Genomic DNA, 17842 nt, shown 5'->3' on the forward strand with positions numbered 1-17842 from the left:
CAAGAAATAGCCACCTGAATCCGGTAGGCTCTCAACTTTCTTGAAAGGAGCAACATCCATGGCCAAAGCCACTGCCCGTCACATCCTGGTTGCCAGCGAAGCCAAGTGCAACGAACTCAAAGCCGAGATCGAAGCCGGCGCCGACTTCGCCGAAGTCGCGAAAAAGAACTCCACCTGCCCATCCAGCCGCGACGGCGGCAACCTGGGCTCCTTCGGCCCGGGCCAGATGGTCAAGGAATTCGACACCGTGGTGTTCAGCGCTCCGGTCAACGTCGTGCAAGGCCCGGTGAAGACCCAGTTCGGCTACCACCTGCTGGAAGTCACCAGCCGCCAGGACTGATCCCCTCGCGCTTGCGTCTGCTCAACGGCCCGCCTCCTGGTGGGCCGTTGCGCTTGTAAAAGCGGCTGGCCAGTCACAGGCCGCTAGCGTACAAATCGTGGTCATCGATCACCCGGCTCGTAAGGCTGACAATGCGACTGCTTTTCCCCACCGTACTGTTTACCGCCCTGTTGCTCGGCGCCGCGGGCGCCCAGGCAGCAGCGCAACACGCCATGACCGTCTACGGCGAACCGGCCAAGTACCCCCAGGGCTTCAGCCACTTCGACTACGTCAATCCCCAGGCCCCCAAGGGCGGCACCCTGCGCCGCTCGGCCATCGAGATCGGCCGTTTCGACCATGTGCTGCCTTATATAGACAAGGGCATCGGCGTGTCACAGCTCGACGGCCTGGTCTATTCGCCCCTGGCCCTGCGCTCCCTGGACGAGCCCTACACCGTCTACGGCCTGGTGGCCGAAAAGATGGAGCGCGCCGAAGACGGCCTGTGGCTGCGCTTCTACCTCAACCCCAAGGCACGCTTCGCCGATAACACGCCGATCACCGCCGAAGACGTGCGCTACAGCTACGACCTGCTGATGACCCAGGGCAGCATGCGCTACCGCACCCAGTTCGAGGACGTCAAAGGCGTCACCGTGGAATCGCCGCGGGTGGTGCGCTTCGACTTCAAGAGCAACGAAAACCGCACCCTGCCCCTGGATATCGCGACCCTGCCGGTGTTCCCCGAACACTGGTGGAAGAGTCGCGACTTCGCCAATGGCGGCGGCTATGAAGCGCCCCTGGGCAGCGGCCCTTACCGGGTGACCAAGGTCGACTCGGGCAACAGCATCACCTTCGCCCGCAACCCCGACTGGTGGGGCAAGGACCTGCCGGTGAGCCGCGGCCTGTACAACTTCGATCATTTCAGCGTCGAGTACTTCGGCGACATCGACGTCGCCCGCCAGGTGCTGCGCGGCGGCGCCTACGACTACAACCGGGAATTCTCCGCCACCGGCTATTCCATCGGCTACGACAGCCCGGCCCTGAGCGACGGCCGCCTGCAAAAGGCCCACCTGGCCCAGTCGGCGCCGCAACCGGCCCAGGGCTACGTGTTCAACCTCGACCGGCCGATATTCCAGGACCGCCGGGTGCGCCAGGCCCTGGCCATGCTCTGGGATTTCGAGTGGAGCAACCGGCAGATGATGCGCAACCTGTACATCCGCCAGCAGAGCTTCTTCTCCAACACCCCGCTGGCGGCCCGCAGCCTGCCGGACGCCGAGGAGCTGAAGATCCTCGAACCGCTGCGCGGGCAGATCCCCGACGAAGTCTTCACCCAGGTCTTCGAAGCACCGAAAACCGACGGCAGCGGCGTGATCCGCGACAAGCAACTGCAAGCCCTGGCCCTGCTGGAACAGGCAGGCTGGAAAGCCGAGGGCGACAAGCTGGTGAATGCCGAAGGCGAGCCCTTGAGCTTTACCTTCCTCATCACCCAAGGCTCCATCGAACGCCTGCTGCTGCCCTACAAGCGCAACCTGGCGCAGATCGGCATCAGCCTGAACATCCGCCGCATCGACCCCTCGCAATACGTCAACCGCCTGATGGCCCGGGACTACGACATGATCGTCACCGGCTACCCGGTGACCACCTCGCCAGGCATGGAGCTGTACAACTACTTCGGCTCGGCGGCGGCCAACGATCCGGGCTCCAACAACTACATGGTGCTGAAGAACCCGGCGGTGGACAGCCTGCTCCGCGGCCTGGTGAAGGCCACCAGCCAGCCGGAAATGCTGCGCTACGCCCACGCCCTGGACCGGGTACTGCAGTGGAACTACTACTGGATCGCCAACTACTACCCGCCCGGCACCTCCACGGTGTGGTGGAACCGCTTCGGCATGCCCAAGGTGCCGGCAAGCAACGACGAAGCCATCGAAAGCTGGTGGGAAGTCAGCAGCACCGCGCTGACCAATGAACAGATGGCCGCCGAGCGGATCCGCCGCGGCCAACCCGGAGGGCGCCACTGATGCCGGCCTACATTCTGCGGCGCCTGCTGCTGATCATCCCGACCCTGCTGATCATCCTCCTGGTGAACTTCGTCATCGTCCAGGCCGCCCCCGGCGGCCCGGTGGAACAGGCCATCGCCCGCCTGCAAGGGATTGGCGGCGGTGCGGTCGGCGGCTCCGCCGATGCCATGAGCAGCAGCGGCTCGCGGGCCAGCCGCGGCCTGGACCCCAAACTGATCCAGGACATCGAGAAACAGTACGGCTTCGACAAGCCGGCCCATGAACGCCTGTGGCTGATGCTCAAAAGCTACGCCCGGCTGGACTTCGGCAAGAGCTTCTTCCGTGGCGCCACGGTCACCGACCTGATCCTGGAGAAGATGCCGGTGACCATCTCCCTCGGCCTGTGGGCGACCCTGATCACCTACCTGGTGTCGATCCCCCTGGGGATTCGCAAGGCGGTGCACCACGGCAGCCATTTCGACATCTGGAGCAGCACCGCGATCATCATCGGCTACGCCATGCCGGCCTTTCTGTTCGCCATGTTCCTGATCGTGCTGTTCGCCGGCGGCACCTCGCTGAACTGGTTCCCGGTGCGCGGGCTGGTGTCGGACAACTTCGAGCAACTGAGCACCCTGGGTAAGGTCGCCGACTATTTCTGGCACCTGGTGCTGCCGGTCAGCTCCCTGGTGATCGGCGGCTTCGCCACCCTGACCATCCTCACCAAGAACTCCTTCCTCAACGAGGTCACCCGCCAGTACGTGGTCACCGCCCGGGCCAAGGGCCTGAGCGAACGCCGCGTGCTCTATGGCCACGTGTTCCGCAACGCCATGCTGCTGGTGGTGTCGGGCATTCCCCAGGCCTTTATCAGCGTGTTCTTCGCCGGTTCCTTGCTGATCGAGGTGATCTTCTCCCTCGACGGCCTGGGGCGCATGAGCTACGAGGCCGCGGTATCCCGGGACTACCCGGTGGTGTTCGGCTCGCTGTTCATCTTCACCCTGTTCGGCCTGTTGATAAAACTCATCGGCGACCTGTGCTACACCCTGGTCGACCCGCGCATCGACTTCGCCGCGAGGAACGCCTGATGCTCAAGCTTTCTCCCGTGGCCCGCCGACGCCTGGACCGCTTCAAGCAAAACCGCCGTGGCTGGTGGTCGTTGTGGCTGTTCATCGGCCTGTTCATCCTGACCCTGGGCGGCGAGCTGATCGCCAACGACAAGCCGCTGGTGGTCAGCTACCAGGGCTCTTTGTACTTCCCGGTGTTCAAGCGCTACACCGAGCAGGAATTCGGCGGCCAGCTGCCGTTCCAGGCCGACTACCGCAGCGACTACGTGCAGCAACTGATCCGTAAGGACGGCGGCTGGCTGCTGTTCCCGCCGATCCCCTTCAGCGAAGACACGCCCAACTACGACCTGACCCAGCCGGCCCCCAGCCCGCCAAGCCAGGTCAACTGGCTGGGCACCGACGACCAGGCCCGGGACGTGGCCGCACGGGTGATCTACGGCGCCCGGGTGTCGATCCTGTTCGCCCTGGCCCTGACCGCCATCAGCGCCCTGATCGGCATCGCCGCCGGCGCCCTGCAGGGCTACTACGGCGGCTGGGTCGACCTCTTGGGCCAGCGCCTGCTGGAAGTCTGGTCCGGGCTGCCGGTGCTCTACCTGCTGATCATTCTCTCGGGCTTTGTCGAGCCGAACTTCTGGTGGCTGCTGGGGATCATGGCGCTGTTCTCCTGGCTGGCCCTGGTGGACGTGGTGCGCGCCGAGTTCCTCCGTGGACGCAACCTGGAATACGTCAAGGCCGCCCGGGCCCTGGGCCTGAGCGACCGCAAGGTGATCCTGCGGCACATCCTGCCCAATGCCATGAACGCCACCCTGAGCTACCTGCCGTTCATCCTCACCGGCGCCATCTCGACCCTCACCGCCCTGGACTTCCTCGGCTTCGGCATGCCCGCCGGCAGCGCTTCCCTGGGCGAGTTGATCGGCCAGGGCAAGCAGAATCTGCAAGCGCCGTGGCTGGGGCTGACGGCGTTTTTCACCCTGGCGCTGATCCTTTCGCTGCTGGTGTTTATCGGCGAGGCGCTGCGCGATGCCTTTGATCCACGATCTTGAAGCGGACTGTAGAAATGACTGACAACCTCATCGAAATCCGCCAGCTAAACGTCGCCTTCGGCGCCCAAACCGTGGTCCGCGACCTGAGCCTGGACATCCGCCCCGGCGAATGCCTGGCCCTGGTGGGCGAGTCCGGCTCGGGCAAATCGGTGACCGCCCACTCGATCCTGCAACTGCTGCCACAGACCGGCTGCAGCAGCTCCGGCAGCGTGCGCTACCGCGGCCAGGAACTGATGGGCTGCGATCCGGCGACCCTGCAAAAACTGCGCGGCAACCGCATCGCCATGATCTTCCAGGAGCCCATGACCTCCCTCAACCCGCTGCACAGCGTGGAGAAGCAGATCGGCGAAACCCTGCTCCTGCACCGGGGACTGGGGGGCAAGGAAGCCCAGGCGCGGATCCTCGAACTGCTGGAACTGGTGGGCATCCAGAAACCCCGAGAGCGACTCAAGGCCTACCCGCACCAACTCTCCGGCGGCCAGCGCCAGCGGGTGATGATCGCCATGGCCCTGGCCTGCGAGCCGGAGCTGCTGATCGCCGACGAACCCACCACCGCCCTGGACGTGACCGTGCAGCGCAAGATCCTGCTGCTGCTCAAATCCCTGCAACAGCGCCTGGGCATGTCCCTGCTGCTGATCAGCCACGACCTCAACCTGGTGCGGCGCATCGCCCAGCGGGTGTGCGTGATGAAGGCCGGGGAAATCGTCGAGCAGGCCGACTGCGACACCCTGTTCAACGCCCCGCAACATCCCTACAGCTGCGAACTGCTGCACGCCGAGCCCGAAGGCCGGCCACTGTGCCGCGACAGCCGGGAAACCGTGCTGGAGGTGAACCATCTCAGCGTCGATTTCCAGATAGCCGGCGGTCTGTTCCGGCGCAAGCAATACCTGCGCGCGGTGGACGACATCAGCCTGTGCGTGGAGCAAGGCAAGACCCTGGGCATCGTCGGCGAGTCCGGCTCGGGCAAGTCCACCCTGGGCCAGGCGATCCTGCGCCTGCTGGATTCCCAAGGCAGCATCCGCTTCCAGGGCCAGGCCCTGGACGGCCTCAACCAGAAGCAACTGCGGCCCTGGCGCAAGCAGATGCAGGTGGTGTTCCAGGACCCCTTCGGCAGCCTCAGCCCACGCATGTCGGTGGCACAGATCATCAGCGAAGGCCTGGAAGTGCACAGCCAGTACGACGCCCACCAATGCGACGAACACGTGATCCGCGCCCTGGAAGAAGTCGGCCTCGACCCCGACAGCCGCCACCGTTACCCCCACGAGTTTTCCGGCGGCCAGCGCCAGCGCATCGCCATTGCCCGGGCCCTGGTGCTGAAACCGGCGCTGATCCTGCTGGACGAGCCGACTTCGGCACTGGACCGCACCGTGCAAAAACAAGTGGTGGCCCTGCTGCGCCAGTTGCAGGAAAAGTACGGCCTGACCTACCTGTTCATCAGCCATGACCTGGCGGTGATACGGGCCCTGGCCCACGACATGATCGTGATCAAGGACGGCCAGGTGGTGGAGCGCGGCGCCAGCCACGAAGTGTTCGCCAACCCGCAACACCCCTACACCCAGGAACTGCTGGCCGCCGCCCACCCCGGTTGACCTGTCGCCGCCGCCCTTTTTCGCAGCCTCGCCAAGGCTCGACAGCAGCCAGTTCCGCGACCTTCTGTAACCGCTGCCGCAGGCTGCGAACGGCTGCGCAGCAGGCGCCGCCCTTGAGGCCGCCGAAGGTCCTGCGGCCCTTTGCGCAGCCTCGCTGGCGCTCGGCAGCGGCTACAACGCAACAACCGGGGCAGACTGCGGCATAATCGCCGCGCCCATTTTCAGGATGCCGCCATGAACGACAGCGAAAGCCTCAAGGATTACCAGCGTGTGCGCCAACTGGCGATCCGCTCGTTGTTCGAGATCATCGAGCAGTCCAGCGAAGGCACGGTGATCGTCGATCGCGATGCCAATATCGTCTGGATGAACGAGCGCTACGCCCGGCGCTTCGGCCTGGAATCGGCGGCCTTCGCCATCGGCAAGCCCTGCGAAAGCGTGATCCCCGGCAGCCTGCTGCGGGAAGTGGTGCGCAGCGGCCGACCGATCCTGCTGGACATGCAGGACACCCCCAAGGAGCCGCTGGTGGTGATGCGCCTGCCGATCCACGACGACGCCGGCACGGTGATCGGCGCCATCGGCTTTGCCCTGTTCGATGAGCTGCGCAGCCTGTCCCCCATGCTCAAGCGCTACCTGAGCATGCAGGAGGAACTGGCCTCCACCCGCTCCCTGCTGCGGGCCCGGCAGACCAAGTACAACTTCGCCCATTTCATCGGCACCAGCGCCGCCAGCCTGGAGGTCAAGCGCCGTGCCCGCCGTGGAGCCAGCGCCGAATCGCCGATCCTGCTGCAAGGCGAAACCGGCACCGGCAAGGAACTGCTGGCCCAGGCCATCCACGCCGCTTCGCCCCGAGCCCACAAGCCCTTTGTCAGCATCAACAGCGCGGCGATTCCCGAGGCGCTGCTGGAGGCGGAGTTCTTCGGCACCGCCCCCGGCGCCTTCACCGGCGCCGACCGCAAGGGCCGCGCCGGCAAGTTGCAGATCGCCCAGGGCGGCAGCCTGTTCCTCGATGAAATCGGCGACATGCCCCTGCCCCTGCAAAGCAAGTTGCTGCGGGTGCTGCAAGAGAAGGAGTTCGAACCGGTGGGCTCCAACGAAGTGATCCACAGCGATGTGCGGATCATCGCCGCCACCTCCACCGACCTTGAAGCAGCAATCAAGCGCGGCGAGTTCCGCGCCGACCTGTACTACCGGCTCAACGTGCTGCCGATCCAGGTGCCGGCCCTGCGCGAACGCCTGGACGACCTGCCGGCCCTGAGCGAAGGGATTCTCGAAGAGCTGCGCAGCCAGCATGAACTGGACAGCGAAGCCCTGGCCCTGCTGGCGCAACATGCCTGGCCGGGGAATATCCGCGAACTGCGCAATGTGCTGGAACGGGCGGCGCTGCTCAGCGACGACCTGATGCTGGGTGCCGCGGACATTCGCGCGGCGATTGGCAGCTTCAGCCCGCTGCAACGCAATGCGGCCCCGCTGCTGGCCGAGGCGCCGAGCCAGGAAACCTTCGCCGAAGCCCGGGAACGCTTCGATCGGCAATTGATCAGCGCCACCCTGGCCCAATGCGCCGGCAAAGTGGAGGAAGCGGCCCGGCGCCTGGGGCTGGGGCGCTCCACGCTGTACAAGAAGATGGCGGCGCTGGGGATTGTCGAGTCTCAATAACAAGACATAAATCCACTTTTAGAGACAAGCTCTTTTGTGGCGAGGGAGCTTGCTCCCGCTGGGCCGCGTAGCGGCCCCAAACCCAGTGATTGCGGTCTTTCTGAGGCAACCCGGTGGCCGACATGAGGAGTGCTGCGCACTCCAGCGGGAGCAAGCTCCCTCGCCACGCTGTCTCAAATCAGAGAAAATCCGGATAAATCACATCTGAAATATCTAAAAAACACTTATATTTCAACAAGTTAAACACCTGGCACAGTTCTCGCTATAACGCTCTCCACACGCAACACCCGACAACAATAACAATCCTGGAGAGACACACCATGAGTGTGATCATTGCCTTGGCAGCCCTGGCGCTGCTGATGCTCGCGGCTTACCGTGGCTACAGCGTCATCCTCTTTGCCCCCATCGCCGCCCTCGGCGCGGTGCTGCTCACCGATCCGTCCGCCGTGGCGCCCGCCTTTACCGGGGTGTTCATGGAGAAGATGGTCGGCTTCATCAAGTTGTATTTCCCGGTGTTCCTGCTGGGCGCGGTGTTCGGCAAACTGATCGAGCTGTCGGGCTTCTCGCGCTCCATCGTTGCGGCCGCGATCCGCCTGCTGGGCACGCGCCAGGCGATGCTGGTGATCGTTTTGGTCTGCGCCCTGCTGACCTACGGCGGCGTCTCGCTGTTCGTGGTGGTGTTCGCGGTCTACCCGTTCGCCGCCGAGATGTTCCGCCAGAGCAACATCCCCAAGCGCCTGATTCCGGCGACCATCGCCCTGGGCGCGTTCTCCTTCACCATGGATGCCCTGCCCGGCACCCCGCAGATCCAGAACATCATCCCCAGCACCTTCTTCAACACCACCGCCTGGGCCGCGCCCTGGCTGGGGGTGATCGGCACCATCTTCGTGTTCTGCGCCGGCATGCTGTTCCTCCAGCGCCAGCGCAACAAGGCGCAGAAGGCCGGTGAAGGCTACGGCACCGAACTGCGCAACGAACCGGAAACCGCCGAAGACCTGAAGCTGCCCAACCCCTGGCTGGCGCTGTCGCCGCTGCTGCTGGTGGGCATCATGAACCTGCTGTTCACCCACTGGATTCCCCAGTGGTACGGCAAGACCCACAGCCTCAGCCTGCCGGGCATGGCCGCGCCGGTGACCAGCGAAATCGCCAAGCTGACCGCCATCTGGGCGGTGCAAGCGGCGTTGCTGGTGGGCATCCTGATGGTGCTGATATGTGGCTTCTCGGCGATTCGCAGCAAGCTCGCCGAAGGCAGCAAAAGCGCGGTCAGCGGCGCCTTGCTGGCGGCGATGAACACCGCTTCGGAATACGGTTTCGGCGCGGTGATCGCCTCCCTGCCGGGCTTCCTGGTGCTGGCCGACTGGCTGAAAAGCATCCCCAACCCACTGGTCAACGAAGCCATTACCGTGACCCTGCTGGCGGGCATCACCGGCTCGGCTTCCGGCGGCATGAGCATCGCCCTGGCGGCCATGTCCGAGAGCTTCATCAGCGCCGCCCACGCCGCCAACATTCCCCTGGAAGTGCTGCACCGGGTGGCGTCCATGGCCAGCGGCGGCATGGACACCCTGCCGCACAACGGCGCGGTGATCACCCTGCTGGCGGTCACCGGCCTGACCCACCGCGAAGCCTACAAGGACATTTTCTGCATCACCCTGATCAAGACCCTGGCGGTCTTCGTGGTGATCGCCACTTTCTACGCCACCGGCATCGTGTGAGGTATTCATGAACACTCTTTCTGGCAAGACCGCCCTGGTCACCGGTTCCACCAGCGGCATCGGCCTGGGCATCGCCCTGGTGCTGGCCAAGGCCGGGGCCAAGCTGATTCTCAACGGCTTTGGCGACGCCTCGAAGGCCATCGCCGAGGTCGGGCAATTCGGCGGCCAGGTCGGCCATCACCCCGCGGACGTCAGCGACCCGGCGCAGATCGCCGAGCTGTTCGCCTACGCCGAACGGGAATTCGGCGGCGTCGATATCCTGGTCAACAACGCCGGCATCCAGCACGTGGCGGCGGTGGAGGAATTCCCCGTGGAGCGCTGGGATTCGATCATCGCCATCAACCTGTCGTCGGTGTTTCACAGCACCCGCCTGGGGCTGCCGGGAATGCGCGCCAAGGGCTGGGGACGGATCGTCAACATCGCCTCAGTGCACGGCCAGGTCGGCTCGGTGGGCAAGGCCGCCTACGTCGCCGCCAAACACGGGGTGATCGGCCTGACCAAGGTGGTGGGCCTGGAAACCGCCACCAGCAACGTCACCTGCAATGCCATCTGCCCCGGCTGGGTGCTGACCCCGCTGGTGCAGAAGCAGATCGACGATCGCGTCGCCGCGGGCACCGATCCGCAACAGGCCCAGCATGATCTGCTGGCGGAAAAGCAGCCGTCCCTGGAATTCGTCACCCCATCGCAACTGGGCGAGCTGGTGCTATTTTTGTGCAGCGAAGCCGGCGCCCAGGTGCGCGGCGCGGCGTGGAACATCGACGGCGGCTGGCTGGCGCAGTAAACCTGTCCATGCACCCTTTTTGTGTGGCGAGGGAGCTTGCTCCCTCGCCACAAACAGCGGCAGAGCACCACCCAACATAAGAAGAAATAGAGGCCTTGCATGTCCGACATTCTCTGGCAACCCAGCGCCGAGCGCATCGGCAAGACGCGCATCGACGCCTTTCGCCGCTTCATCAATCAGCGCCACGGCCTGGATATCAGCGACTACCCCAGCCTGCACCAGTGGAGCATCGACCAGCGCGAAAGCTTCTGGCAGGCGATCGTCGACTTCTTCGCGGTCAGCTTCCACCAGCCGGCTGAATGCGTGCTCCGCGAAGGCCCGCAGATGCCCAGCGCGCAGTGGTTTCCGGGGGCCACGCTGAACTTTGCCGAGCACCTGCTCAAGCGCCGGGACGACGCGGTGGCGGTGGTGGCGATCAACGAAAACGGCCAGCGCGAACAGCTGACCTACGCCGAACTGGCGGCCCAGGTCGCCGGCCTGCAACGCAGCCTGCGGGAAGCCGGGGTCGGCCTCGGCGACCGGGTCGCCGCCTGCATGCCCAACACCTGGCAGACCCTGGTGGCGATGCTCGCCAGCACCAGCCTCGGCGCGGTGTGGTCCAGCTGCTCGCCGGATTTCGGCACCCAGGGGGTGATCGACCGCTTCGGCCAGATCGAGCCCAAGGTGCTGCTCACCTGCGCCGGCTATCGCTACGCCGACAAGGACATCGACCAGACCGCCAAGGTCAATGAAATCCTCGAACGCCTGCCGTCCCTGGAGCAGTTGCTCATCGTGCCCTACGCCCGCCCGCAGACGCGGGTCGAGGACTACCGTACCCAGGCCCGGATCAGCCTCTGGGACGACTTCTATCAGCCCGGCGGCGAGCCCGAGTTCGTCCCGGTGCCCTTCGCCCACCCGCTGTACATCCTCTATTCCAGCGGCACCACCGGGGTGCCCAAGTGCATCGTCCACGGCACCGGCGGGGTGCTGCTGCAACACCTCAAGGAACACGGCCTGCACGCCGACCTGGGCCCCGGCGAGCGGCTGTTCTACTACACCACCTGCGGCTGGATGATGTGGAACTGGCTGGTGTCGGCCCTGGCCACCGGCGCCAGCCTGGTGCTCTACGACGGCTCGCCCTTCCACCCGAGCAACGAGCACCTGCTCGACCTGATCGACCGCGAAGCCATCAACGTCTTCGGCACCAGCCCCAAGTACCTGGCGGCCCTGGAAAAAGCCGGCAGCCGGCCGCGCCACAGCCACCGCCTGGACAGCCTGAAGACCCTGCTGTGCACCGGCTCGCCGCTGTCGCCACAGAGCTACGACTACGTGTACCGCGAGATCAAGAGCGAGCTGTGCCTGGCCTCGATGTCCGGCGGCACCGACATCGTCGCCTGCTTCGTCGCCGGCAATCCGATACAACCGGTGCGCCGGGGCGAGATGCAGGGCAAGGGCCTGGGCATGGCCATCGAAGTGTGGAACGACCAGGGCCAGCCGGTGCTCGGCGAAAAAGGCGAACTGGTGTGCACCCGGCACTTTCCGAGCATTCCGGTGGGCCTGTGGCACGACCCGGACCAGAGCAAGCTCAAGGCCTCGTACTTCAGCCTGTTTCCCGGGGTCTGGGCCCAGGGCGACTACGCCGAGCAGTTGGCCGATGGCGGCTGGCTGATTCACGGCCGCTCCGATGCGGTGCTCAACCCGGGTGGCGTGCGCATCGGCACCGCGGAAATCTACCGCCAGGTGGAGAAACTGGAACAGGTCCTGGAAAGCCTGGCCATCGGCCAGAGCTGGGAGCACGACGTGCGGGTGGTGCTGTTCGTGCGCCTGCAGGACGGCGTGGTGCTGGATGAAGCATTGCAGCAACGGATCCGCCAGGTGATCCGCGACAACACCACCGCGCGCCATGTGCCAGCGAAGATCCTCGCGGTGACCGACATCCCGCGCACCATCAGCGGCAAGATCGTCGAACTGGCGGTGCGCAACGTGGTGCATGGCATCCCCGTGAAAAACACCGACGCCCTGGCCAACCCCGAGGCCTTGGAGCAGTTCCGCGACCGCGAGGAATTGCGCCACTGACGACGGCCAACCACCGCCGACGCAGCCCTTCGCGGCGCAGGACCTGTAGCCGCTGCCGAGCCCGCGAGGCTGCGCAAAGGGCCGCAGGGCCTTCAGCGATCTCAAGAGCTGCGCTTCCTGCGACGCAGTGCCGCCCAAAGCGTTCGCAGCCGGCGGCAGCGGCTTCGGGGACCGTTCAGCCCCTCTAGACTGGTCATCTGCCGCAAAAGCAGGTGAAAATAACCCCGCCAGAAGCGCCTACAATCCATCCGTTTGAATATGCACGGCATGTCCATGCGACTTTTCCAGTACGCGAGCCATGACCTTGCCGCGTAACACCGCTGCGCCCAGGACACACCCGACATGAATGCCCCCCATTCCGCCAGCGAAGCCGCCACCCTGATTGCCCGCCTGGACTGGTCGGCCACGGCCCTCGGTCACTCCGGCCAATGGCCCCAGAGCCTGCGCACCGCGGTGGACATCGTGATTCATTCGCCGATGCCGATGTTGCTGCTGTGGGGCGGCGAGCTGACCCAGATCTACAACGACGGCTTCGCCCTGCTGGCGGGCAACAAGCACCCCCGGGCCTTCGGCCAGCCGGCGCACCTGATCTGGCCGGAGCTGATGGACTTCACCGACCCGGTCTACCGCGCGGTGCTCAACGGCCAGGTGCGCAGCTTCAGCGAGCAGCGCTTCAGCCTGCAACGCAGCGACGGCACCGCGCACGACCTGTGGCTGGACCTGACCTACAGCCCGATCCGCAACGAGCGCGGCGACGTCGCCGGGATCCTGGTAACCGCCATCGAAACCAACGAGCGCCGGCGCATCGCCCTGGAGCTGCAACAGCGTTCCGAGGCCAGCCTGCGGGCCCAGCACGAAACCGAAGAGCGCCTGCAACTGGCCCTGGCGGCCACCGACGCGGTGGGCACCTGGGACTGGGACATCGGCGAAGACCGCTTCATCGCCGACGCCCACTTTGCCCAGTTGCACAGCGTCGACCCGCAGCGGTCCCGGCAACTGCCCATCAGTGAATACCTCAAGGGCGTGCACCCGGAAGACCGGGCCACGGTGGCCCGCAGCATCAAGCACTGCATCACCCAGGGCAGCGAATACGCCGAGGAATACCGCCTGCAACTGGCCGACGGCCAGGTGCGCTGGGTGTTCGCCCGGGGCCGCTGCTACAAGGATCACCATGGCCGTCCCACGCGCTTTCTCGGCGCCGCCCTGGACCTGACCGAACGCAAGCAGATGGAACAGGCCCTGCGCCAGAGCCAGACCGAGCTGCAACTGATCATCAACGCCATGCCGGTCCTGATCGGCTACGTCGACCACGAGGAGCGCTTTCGCCTGAACAACAGCGCCTACCTGGACTGGTACGGCCTGACCCCGCAGGAGCTGTACGGCAAGACCATTCGCGAAGTGGTGGGGGACGAGATCTACACCACCCGCGTCGAGAACATCCAGGCGGCCCTGGCCGGCACGCCGTGCAGCTTCGAGGCCAATTCGCCGCACCGCGACGGCCGTCCGCGCCATGCGCTGATGAAGTACCTGCCACGCTACGGCGCCGACGGCGCAGTCAATGGTTTCTATATCTTTGTCATCGATGAGACTGAACGCCGGCAGACCGAGGAAGCCCTGCGCAACCTCAACGAAACCCTGGAAGAGCGAGTCAACCAGCGCACCGAGGCCCTGGCCACCGCCAACCAGCGCCTGCAGAACGAGATGTTCGAGCGCGAGCGCGCCGAAGACGCCCTGCGCCATGCGCAGAAGATGGAGGCCGTGGGCCAGCTCACCGGCGGCATCGCCCACGACTTCAACAACATGCTCACCGGCATCATCGGCAGCCTGGATCTGATGCAGCGCTACATCGACAACGGTCGCAGCGACGAAATCGGTCGTTTTACCGAAGCCGCCATGTCCTCGGCCAAGCGCGCCGCCTCGCTGACCCACCGCCTGCTGGCCTTTTCCCGTCGCCAGTCCCTGGACCGCCGGCCCCTGGACCCGAACCAGCTGGTGCGCTCGCTGCACGAGCTGTTCAACCACACCAAGGGCGAGCACATCCAGTTGCAGATGCAACTGGCGGACGATGTTTGGCCGGTCAACACCGACGCCAGCCAGCTGGAGAACGCCCTGCTCAACCTGGTGATCAACGCCCGCGACGCCATGCCCCACGGCGGCTTGCTGTTGATCGAAACCGCCAACAGCTACCTCGATGGCAGCGACATCAGCACCCTGGAGCCGGTCAAGGCCGGCGACTACGTGATGCTGGGGGTCAGCGACAACGGCGCCGGCATGAGCCCGCGCATTCTGGCCAAGGCCTTCGATCCCTTCTTCACCACCAAGCCCATCGGCCAGGGCACGGGCCTCGGGCTGTCGATGATCTACGGTTTCGCCCAGCAGTCCGGCGGCCACGTGACCATCAGCAGCGAACCGGACCAGGGCACCTGCGTGCGCCTGTACCTGCCGCGCCTGCACAGCGCGCCCCTGGAAACGCCGGAGCCGATCGGCAGCCAGCCAGCGCCCCAGGCCCTGGCCGGGGAAAGCGTGGTGGTGGTGGAAGACGACCCGGCGGTGCGCATGCTGGTGCTCAATGTGCTCAACGAACTGGGCTACCGCACCTTCGAAGCCGAGGACGCGCGCAGCGCCCTGCCCTTGCTGGAGTCGCCAATGCGCGTTGATCTGCTGGTGACCGATGTCGGCCTGCCGGGCATGAACGGCCGGCAACTGGCGGAGATCGCCCGCCAGCAGCGCCCGGGGCTCAAGGTGCTGTTCATGACCGGCTACGCGGAAAAGGCCGCCGAGCGCCAAGGCTTCCTGGAGCCGGGGATGGACCTGCTGGCCAAGCCGTTTTCCATTGAAGAACTGGCGCAGAAGATTCGCCAGATGATCGGTTGCGAGGCCTGAATTCAGGCATAATCCGCGGCCGCCGATTTCCCGCTACAGGTCACGCATCATGAAAGCCCAAGCCCGCCACATCCTGGTGAAAACCGCCGAAGAAGCCGAACAGCTCAAGCAGCGCATCGCCAAGGGCGAAGCCTTCGACGTGCTGGCCAAGAAGTATTCCACCTGCCCATCCGGCAAGCGCGGCGGCGACCTGGGGGAAGTGCGTCCGGGGCAGATGGTCGGCGCCATCGACCTGGTGATCTTCAAGAAACCCCTGCGCACCGTGCATGGCCCGATCAAGAGCAAGTTCGGCTACCACCTGGTGCAGGTGTTCTTCCGCGACTGACGCCCCAGCCCGTACCTCCCCGCCGTAGGAGCTGGCCTGCCAGCGAACGCGCCGGCATGACCGGCACCCGACTCAGCGGCCTCTTCGCCGGCAAGCCGGCTCCTACAAACCGGACGCCCGGGGAATCAAGGCCCCCGGATGCTGAATCACCCGGCTCGCCAACCGATGTCCGGCCTCTGCCGCCGCCACCGGGCTGCCACCGCGCAAGCGACAGGCCAGATACGCCGCGCTGAAGGAATCCCCCGCCGCCGTGGTGTCCACCACTCGCGCCACCGGCAGCGCCGGTATCTCGTAGTGCTCACCGCCGCAACGCACCAGGCACGAATCCGCCCCGCGCTTGATCACCACCTCGGCCATGTTCGGGTAGGCTGCAAACACGCCATGAGCATCGTCATGGCCGAACAGCGCCTGCTCGTCCTCCAGGGTCAACAGCGCCAGGTCCACCTGCTCCAGCACCTGCAGATAGGCGTTTCGCGCCTGCTCCACCGAGGCCCAGAGCCGGGGACGGTAGTTGTTGTCAAAGACGATCTGCGCCCCACGGTTGCGCGCCTCACGCAGCAGGCCGATCAGCTTCTTGCGCCCCGACTCCCCCAGCACCGCCAGGGTGATGCCGCTGAAATACAGCACATCGTAATCGCGCAAATCGGCCAGGATCGGCCCGGCCGCCGCGGTGTTGAAGCAATCGCGCACCGCCGCCTCATTGCGCCAGTACAAGAAGCGCCGCTCGCCCCGGGCATCGGTCTGGATGCAATACAAGCCCGGCAACCGCCCGGGCAGGCGCTGGACCTTTCCCAGGCCGATCCCTTCCTCGGCCCAGCTCTGGCACATGGCATCGCTGAAGCTGTCGTAACCCAGGGCGGTGACGTAATCCACCTCGGCCTGCGGCCCCAGCTCGCGGCACAGGTACACCGCCGCATTCAAGGTATCGCCACCAAAGCCCTGTTGCAGGCTGCCGTCATGGCCCTGTTGCAGCTCGATCATGCATTCACCGATGGCCGCAATGCGTTTCTTGTTATTCATGTTCATCTCCCCCTGCAGGAGCTGGCTTGCCAGCGAAGGCCATGCGCAAGACCTGCGCCCCATCCAAGGGCCGCTTCGCCGGCAAGCCGGCTCCTACAACATCCTGTATTGCACCCGCCGTGCAGGCGCTGGCTCGCCAGCGAAGGCGTCAGAAGCAGGTTTCCAGGTTTTCGATCACTCGCAGATGCTCATCCACCAGCAGCCCGATGCGCCACTTGTCGAAGGTCAGGCAGGGGTGCGATGTGCCGAAGGAAATGATGTCGCCAATCCGTAGCTCCACGCCCGGCGCCACCGTGAGAAACGCATGCTGGTCCATGACCGCGGTGACCTTGCACGCCGTCACATCATCCCCGGCGCCCGCCTCGGCCCCGGCGCAATAACGCCGCAGCGGCACCGGCAGGCCGGCGTCGTAGGCCACATCGCGCTTGCCCAGGGCCACCACGGCAAAACCCGGCTCCGGCAGCGACTGCACATGGGCCCAGACTTCCATGGCCGGGCGCAGGCCCTCGTGCAGATCACCGCGTCGCTCCAGCACGCAGCACTGGGCCTCCTTGTAGATGCCGTGGTCGTGGGCGATGTAGCTGCCCGGACGCAGCACGCTGAGGAAGCGGCCCTTGGCGTTGTGGGTCTCGAACGACTCGGCGATCAGGTCGTACCAGGCCGAACCCGAAGCGGTGATGATCGGCCGCTCTATGGCAAACAGTCCGTCGTTATGCAGATCCACCGCCAGACGCACCAGGGAATCGGCAAACTGGCGAATGCCGCTGATGGCCTGATCACCATGGATCACCCCTTCGTAGCCTTCGATACCGCACAACGCCAAAGCCGGCTGCGCCTGGATCGCCTTGGCCAGGGCCAGCACCTCCTGCTCGCTGCGACAGCCGCAACGACCGCCGACCACGCCGTACTCGATCATCACCTTGAGGCTGACCCCACGCTGGGCGAAAAACGCCCCCAGGTCGGCGACGTTGTCCGGGTGATCGACCATGCAATAGAAATCGAAATCGGCGTCCGCCAGCAGCTCGGCGATCAGCGCCATGTTCGGCGCCCCCACCAGCTGATTGGCCATCAACACCCGGCGCGCGCCATGGGCGTAGGCGGCGCGGGTCTGTACTGCGGTGGCCAGGGTGATGCCCCAGGCACCGGCGTCCAGCTGCCGCTGGAATAGCGCGGGCATCATGCTGGTCTTGCCGTGGGGCGCCAGCTCCGCGCCGCTGTCACTGACGAACTTCTGCATCCAGCGGATGTTGTGTTCCAGCGCCTCGCGGTGCAGCACCAGGGCCGGCAGGCTGACGTCGCTGAGCAAGCTCGCAGCGTGGGCCGCGGCGCCCTTTTCCACCAGGGGCAGATTCAAAGCAGAAGACATGTTGGCACTCCTTATCAAGGCGGCTGCGCACAGCCGCGACA

13 protein-coding genes are annotated in these 17842 nt (G+C 65.5%); 11 read left to right on the forward strand and 2 right to left on the reverse strand.

Features of this window, described 5'->3' with window-relative positions; all coding sequences use genetic code 11:
* Positions 1-58: 58 nt before the first annotated feature.
* The 11 genes from GWQ44_RS10410 to GWQ44_RS10460 all read left to right on the forward strand — a co-directional run bounded on the left by GWQ44_RS10410 (position 59) and on the right by GWQ44_RS10460 (position 15415).
* Positions 59-340, forward strand: a complete 282-nt coding sequence (locus tag GWQ44_RS10410) for a peptidylprolyl isomerase (RefSeq protein WP_007924449.1) — start codon at positions 59-61, stop codon at positions 338-340.
* A 131-nt stretch (positions 341-471) separates the two neighbouring features.
* Entirely contained in the window at positions 472-2334 is a 1863-nt protein-coding gene (locus tag GWQ44_RS10415) for an extracellular solute-binding protein (RefSeq protein ID WP_275927240.1), read from the forward strand.
* The gene (yejB, locus tag GWQ44_RS10420; protein ID WP_275927241.1) at positions 2334-3395 is read left to right on the forward strand and encodes a microcin C ABC transporter permease YejB; all 1062 of its coding nucleotides are present in this window, start codon (positions 2334-2336) and stop codon (positions 3393-3395) included. The genes GWQ44_RS10415 and yejB overlap by 1 nt, the downstream gene beginning before the upstream one ends.
* On the forward strand, positions 3395-4417 hold the full coding sequence (locus tag GWQ44_RS10425) for an ABC transporter permease (RefSeq protein ID WP_016966999.1): 1023 nt from the start codon (positions 3395-3397) through the stop codon (positions 4415-4417). Before yejB ends, GWQ44_RS10425 begins: the two co-directional genes overlap by 1 nt.
* Before the next feature lie 14 nt (positions 4418-4431).
* Entirely contained in the window at positions 4432-6006 is a 1575-nt protein-coding gene (locus tag GWQ44_RS10430) for an ABC transporter ATP-binding protein (protein ID WP_016967000.1), read from the forward strand.
* Positions 6007-6240: 234 nt separating this feature from the next.
* A complete protein-coding gene (locus GWQ44_RS10435) occupies positions 6241-7659 on the forward strand; it encodes a sigma 54-interacting transcriptional regulator (RefSeq protein WP_275927242.1) in 1419 nt (472 codons plus the stop codon).
* A gap of 320 nt (positions 7660-7979) precedes the next feature.
* Entirely contained in the window at positions 7980-9371 is a 1392-nt protein-coding gene (locus GWQ44_RS10440) for a GntP family permease (protein ID WP_275927243.1), read from the forward strand.
* Positions 9372-9378: 7 nt separating this feature from the next.
* Complete coding sequence (gene hbdH, locus GWQ44_RS10445; RefSeq protein ID WP_275927244.1) at positions 9379-10152, forward strand: 3-hydroxybutyrate dehydrogenase; 774 nt, start codon at positions 9379-9381, stop codon at positions 10150-10152.
* Positions 10153-10251: 99 nt separating this feature from the next.
* Entirely contained in the window at positions 10252-12207 is a 1956-nt protein-coding gene (locus tag GWQ44_RS10450; RefSeq protein WP_275927245.1) for an acetoacetate--CoA ligase, read from the forward strand.
* Positions 12208-12549: 342 nt separating this feature from the next.
* A complete protein-coding gene (locus GWQ44_RS10455) occupies positions 12550-15090 on the forward strand; it encodes a PAS domain-containing protein (RefSeq protein WP_275927246.1) in 2541 nt (846 codons plus the stop codon).
* A gap of 49 nt (positions 15091-15139) precedes the next feature.
* The gene (locus GWQ44_RS10460; RefSeq protein ID WP_275927247.1) at positions 15140-15415 is read left to right on the forward strand and encodes a peptidylprolyl isomerase; all 276 of its coding nucleotides are present in this window, start codon (positions 15140-15142) and stop codon (positions 15413-15415) included.
* Between the two features lie 102 nt (positions 15416-15517).
* Here the strand turns inward: GWQ44_RS10460 and GWQ44_RS10465 are convergent, their stop codons facing one another.
* Both GWQ44_RS10465 and GWQ44_RS10470 read right to left on the reverse strand, forming a co-directional pair.
* Positions 15518-16435, reverse strand: a complete 918-nt coding sequence (locus tag GWQ44_RS10465; protein ID WP_275927248.1) for a sugar kinase — start codon at positions 16433-16435, stop codon at positions 15518-15520.
* Between the two features lie 148 nt (positions 16436-16583).
* The gene (locus GWQ44_RS10470; protein WP_275927249.1) at positions 16584-17801 is read right to left on the reverse strand and encodes an amino acid deaminase; all 1218 of its coding nucleotides are present in this window, start codon (positions 17799-17801) and stop codon (positions 16584-16586) included.
* Positions 17802-17842: the final 41 nt, after the last annotated feature.

Origin of the sequence: Pseudomonas sp. 3MA1, assembly GCF_029237275.1 — a bacterium.
In the GTDB taxonomy this organism is placed as follows: Bacteria; Pseudomonadota; Gammaproteobacteria; order Pseudomonadales; family Pseudomonadaceae; genus Aquipseudomonas; species Aquipseudomonas fluorescens_AP.

Bases quoted from the DNA above. Each gene is read 5' to 3' on its own strand.
- GWQ44_RS10435 (WP_275927242.1), top strand. From the start codon at position 6,241: ATGAACGACAGCGAAAGCCTCAAGGATTACCAGCGTGTGCGCCAACTG.
- yejB (WP_275927241.1), top strand. From the start codon at position 2,334: ATGCCGGCCTACATTCTGCGGCGCCTGCTGCTGATCATCCCGACCCTG.
- GWQ44_RS10460 (WP_275927247.1), top strand. From the start codon at position 15,140: ATGAAAGCCCAAGCCCGCCACATCCTGGTGAAAACCGCCGAAGAAGCC.
- GWQ44_RS10465 (WP_275927248.1), bottom strand. From the start codon at position 16,435: ATGAATAACAAGAAACGCATTGCGGCCATCGGTGAATGCATGATCGAG.
- GWQ44_RS10440 (WP_275927243.1), top strand. From the start codon at position 7,980: ATGAGTGTGATCATTGCCTTGGCAGCCCTGGCGCTGCTGATGCTCGCG.
- GWQ44_RS10450 (WP_275927245.1), top strand. From the start codon at position 10,252: ATGTCCGACATTCTCTGGCAACCCAGCGCCGAGCGCATCGGCAAGACG.
- GWQ44_RS10470 (WP_275927249.1), bottom strand. From the start codon at position 17,801: ATGTCTTCTGCTTTGAATCTGCCCCTGGTGGAAAAGGGCGCCGCGGCC.
- GWQ44_RS10415 (WP_275927240.1), top strand. From the start codon at position 472: ATGCGACTGCTTTTCCCCACCGTACTGTTTACCGCCCTGTTGCTCGGC.
- GWQ44_RS10425 (WP_016966999.1), top strand. From the start codon at position 3,395: ATGCTCAAGCTTTCTCCCGTGGCCCGCCGACGCCTGGACCGCTTCAAG.
- GWQ44_RS10430 (WP_016967000.1), top strand. From the start codon at position 4,432: ATGACTGACAACCTCATCGAAATCCGCCAGCTAAACGTCGCCTTCGGC.
- GWQ44_RS10410 (WP_007924449.1), top strand. From the start codon at position 59: ATGGCCAAAGCCACTGCCCGTCACATCCTGGTTGCCAGCGAAGCCAAG.
- GWQ44_RS10455 (WP_275927246.1), top strand. From the start codon at position 12,550: ATGAATGCCCCCCATTCCGCCAGCGAAGCCGCCACCCTGATTGCCCGC.
- hbdH (WP_275927244.1), top strand. From the start codon at position 9,379: ATGAACACTCTTTCTGGCAAGACCGCCCTGGTCACCGGTTCCACCAGC.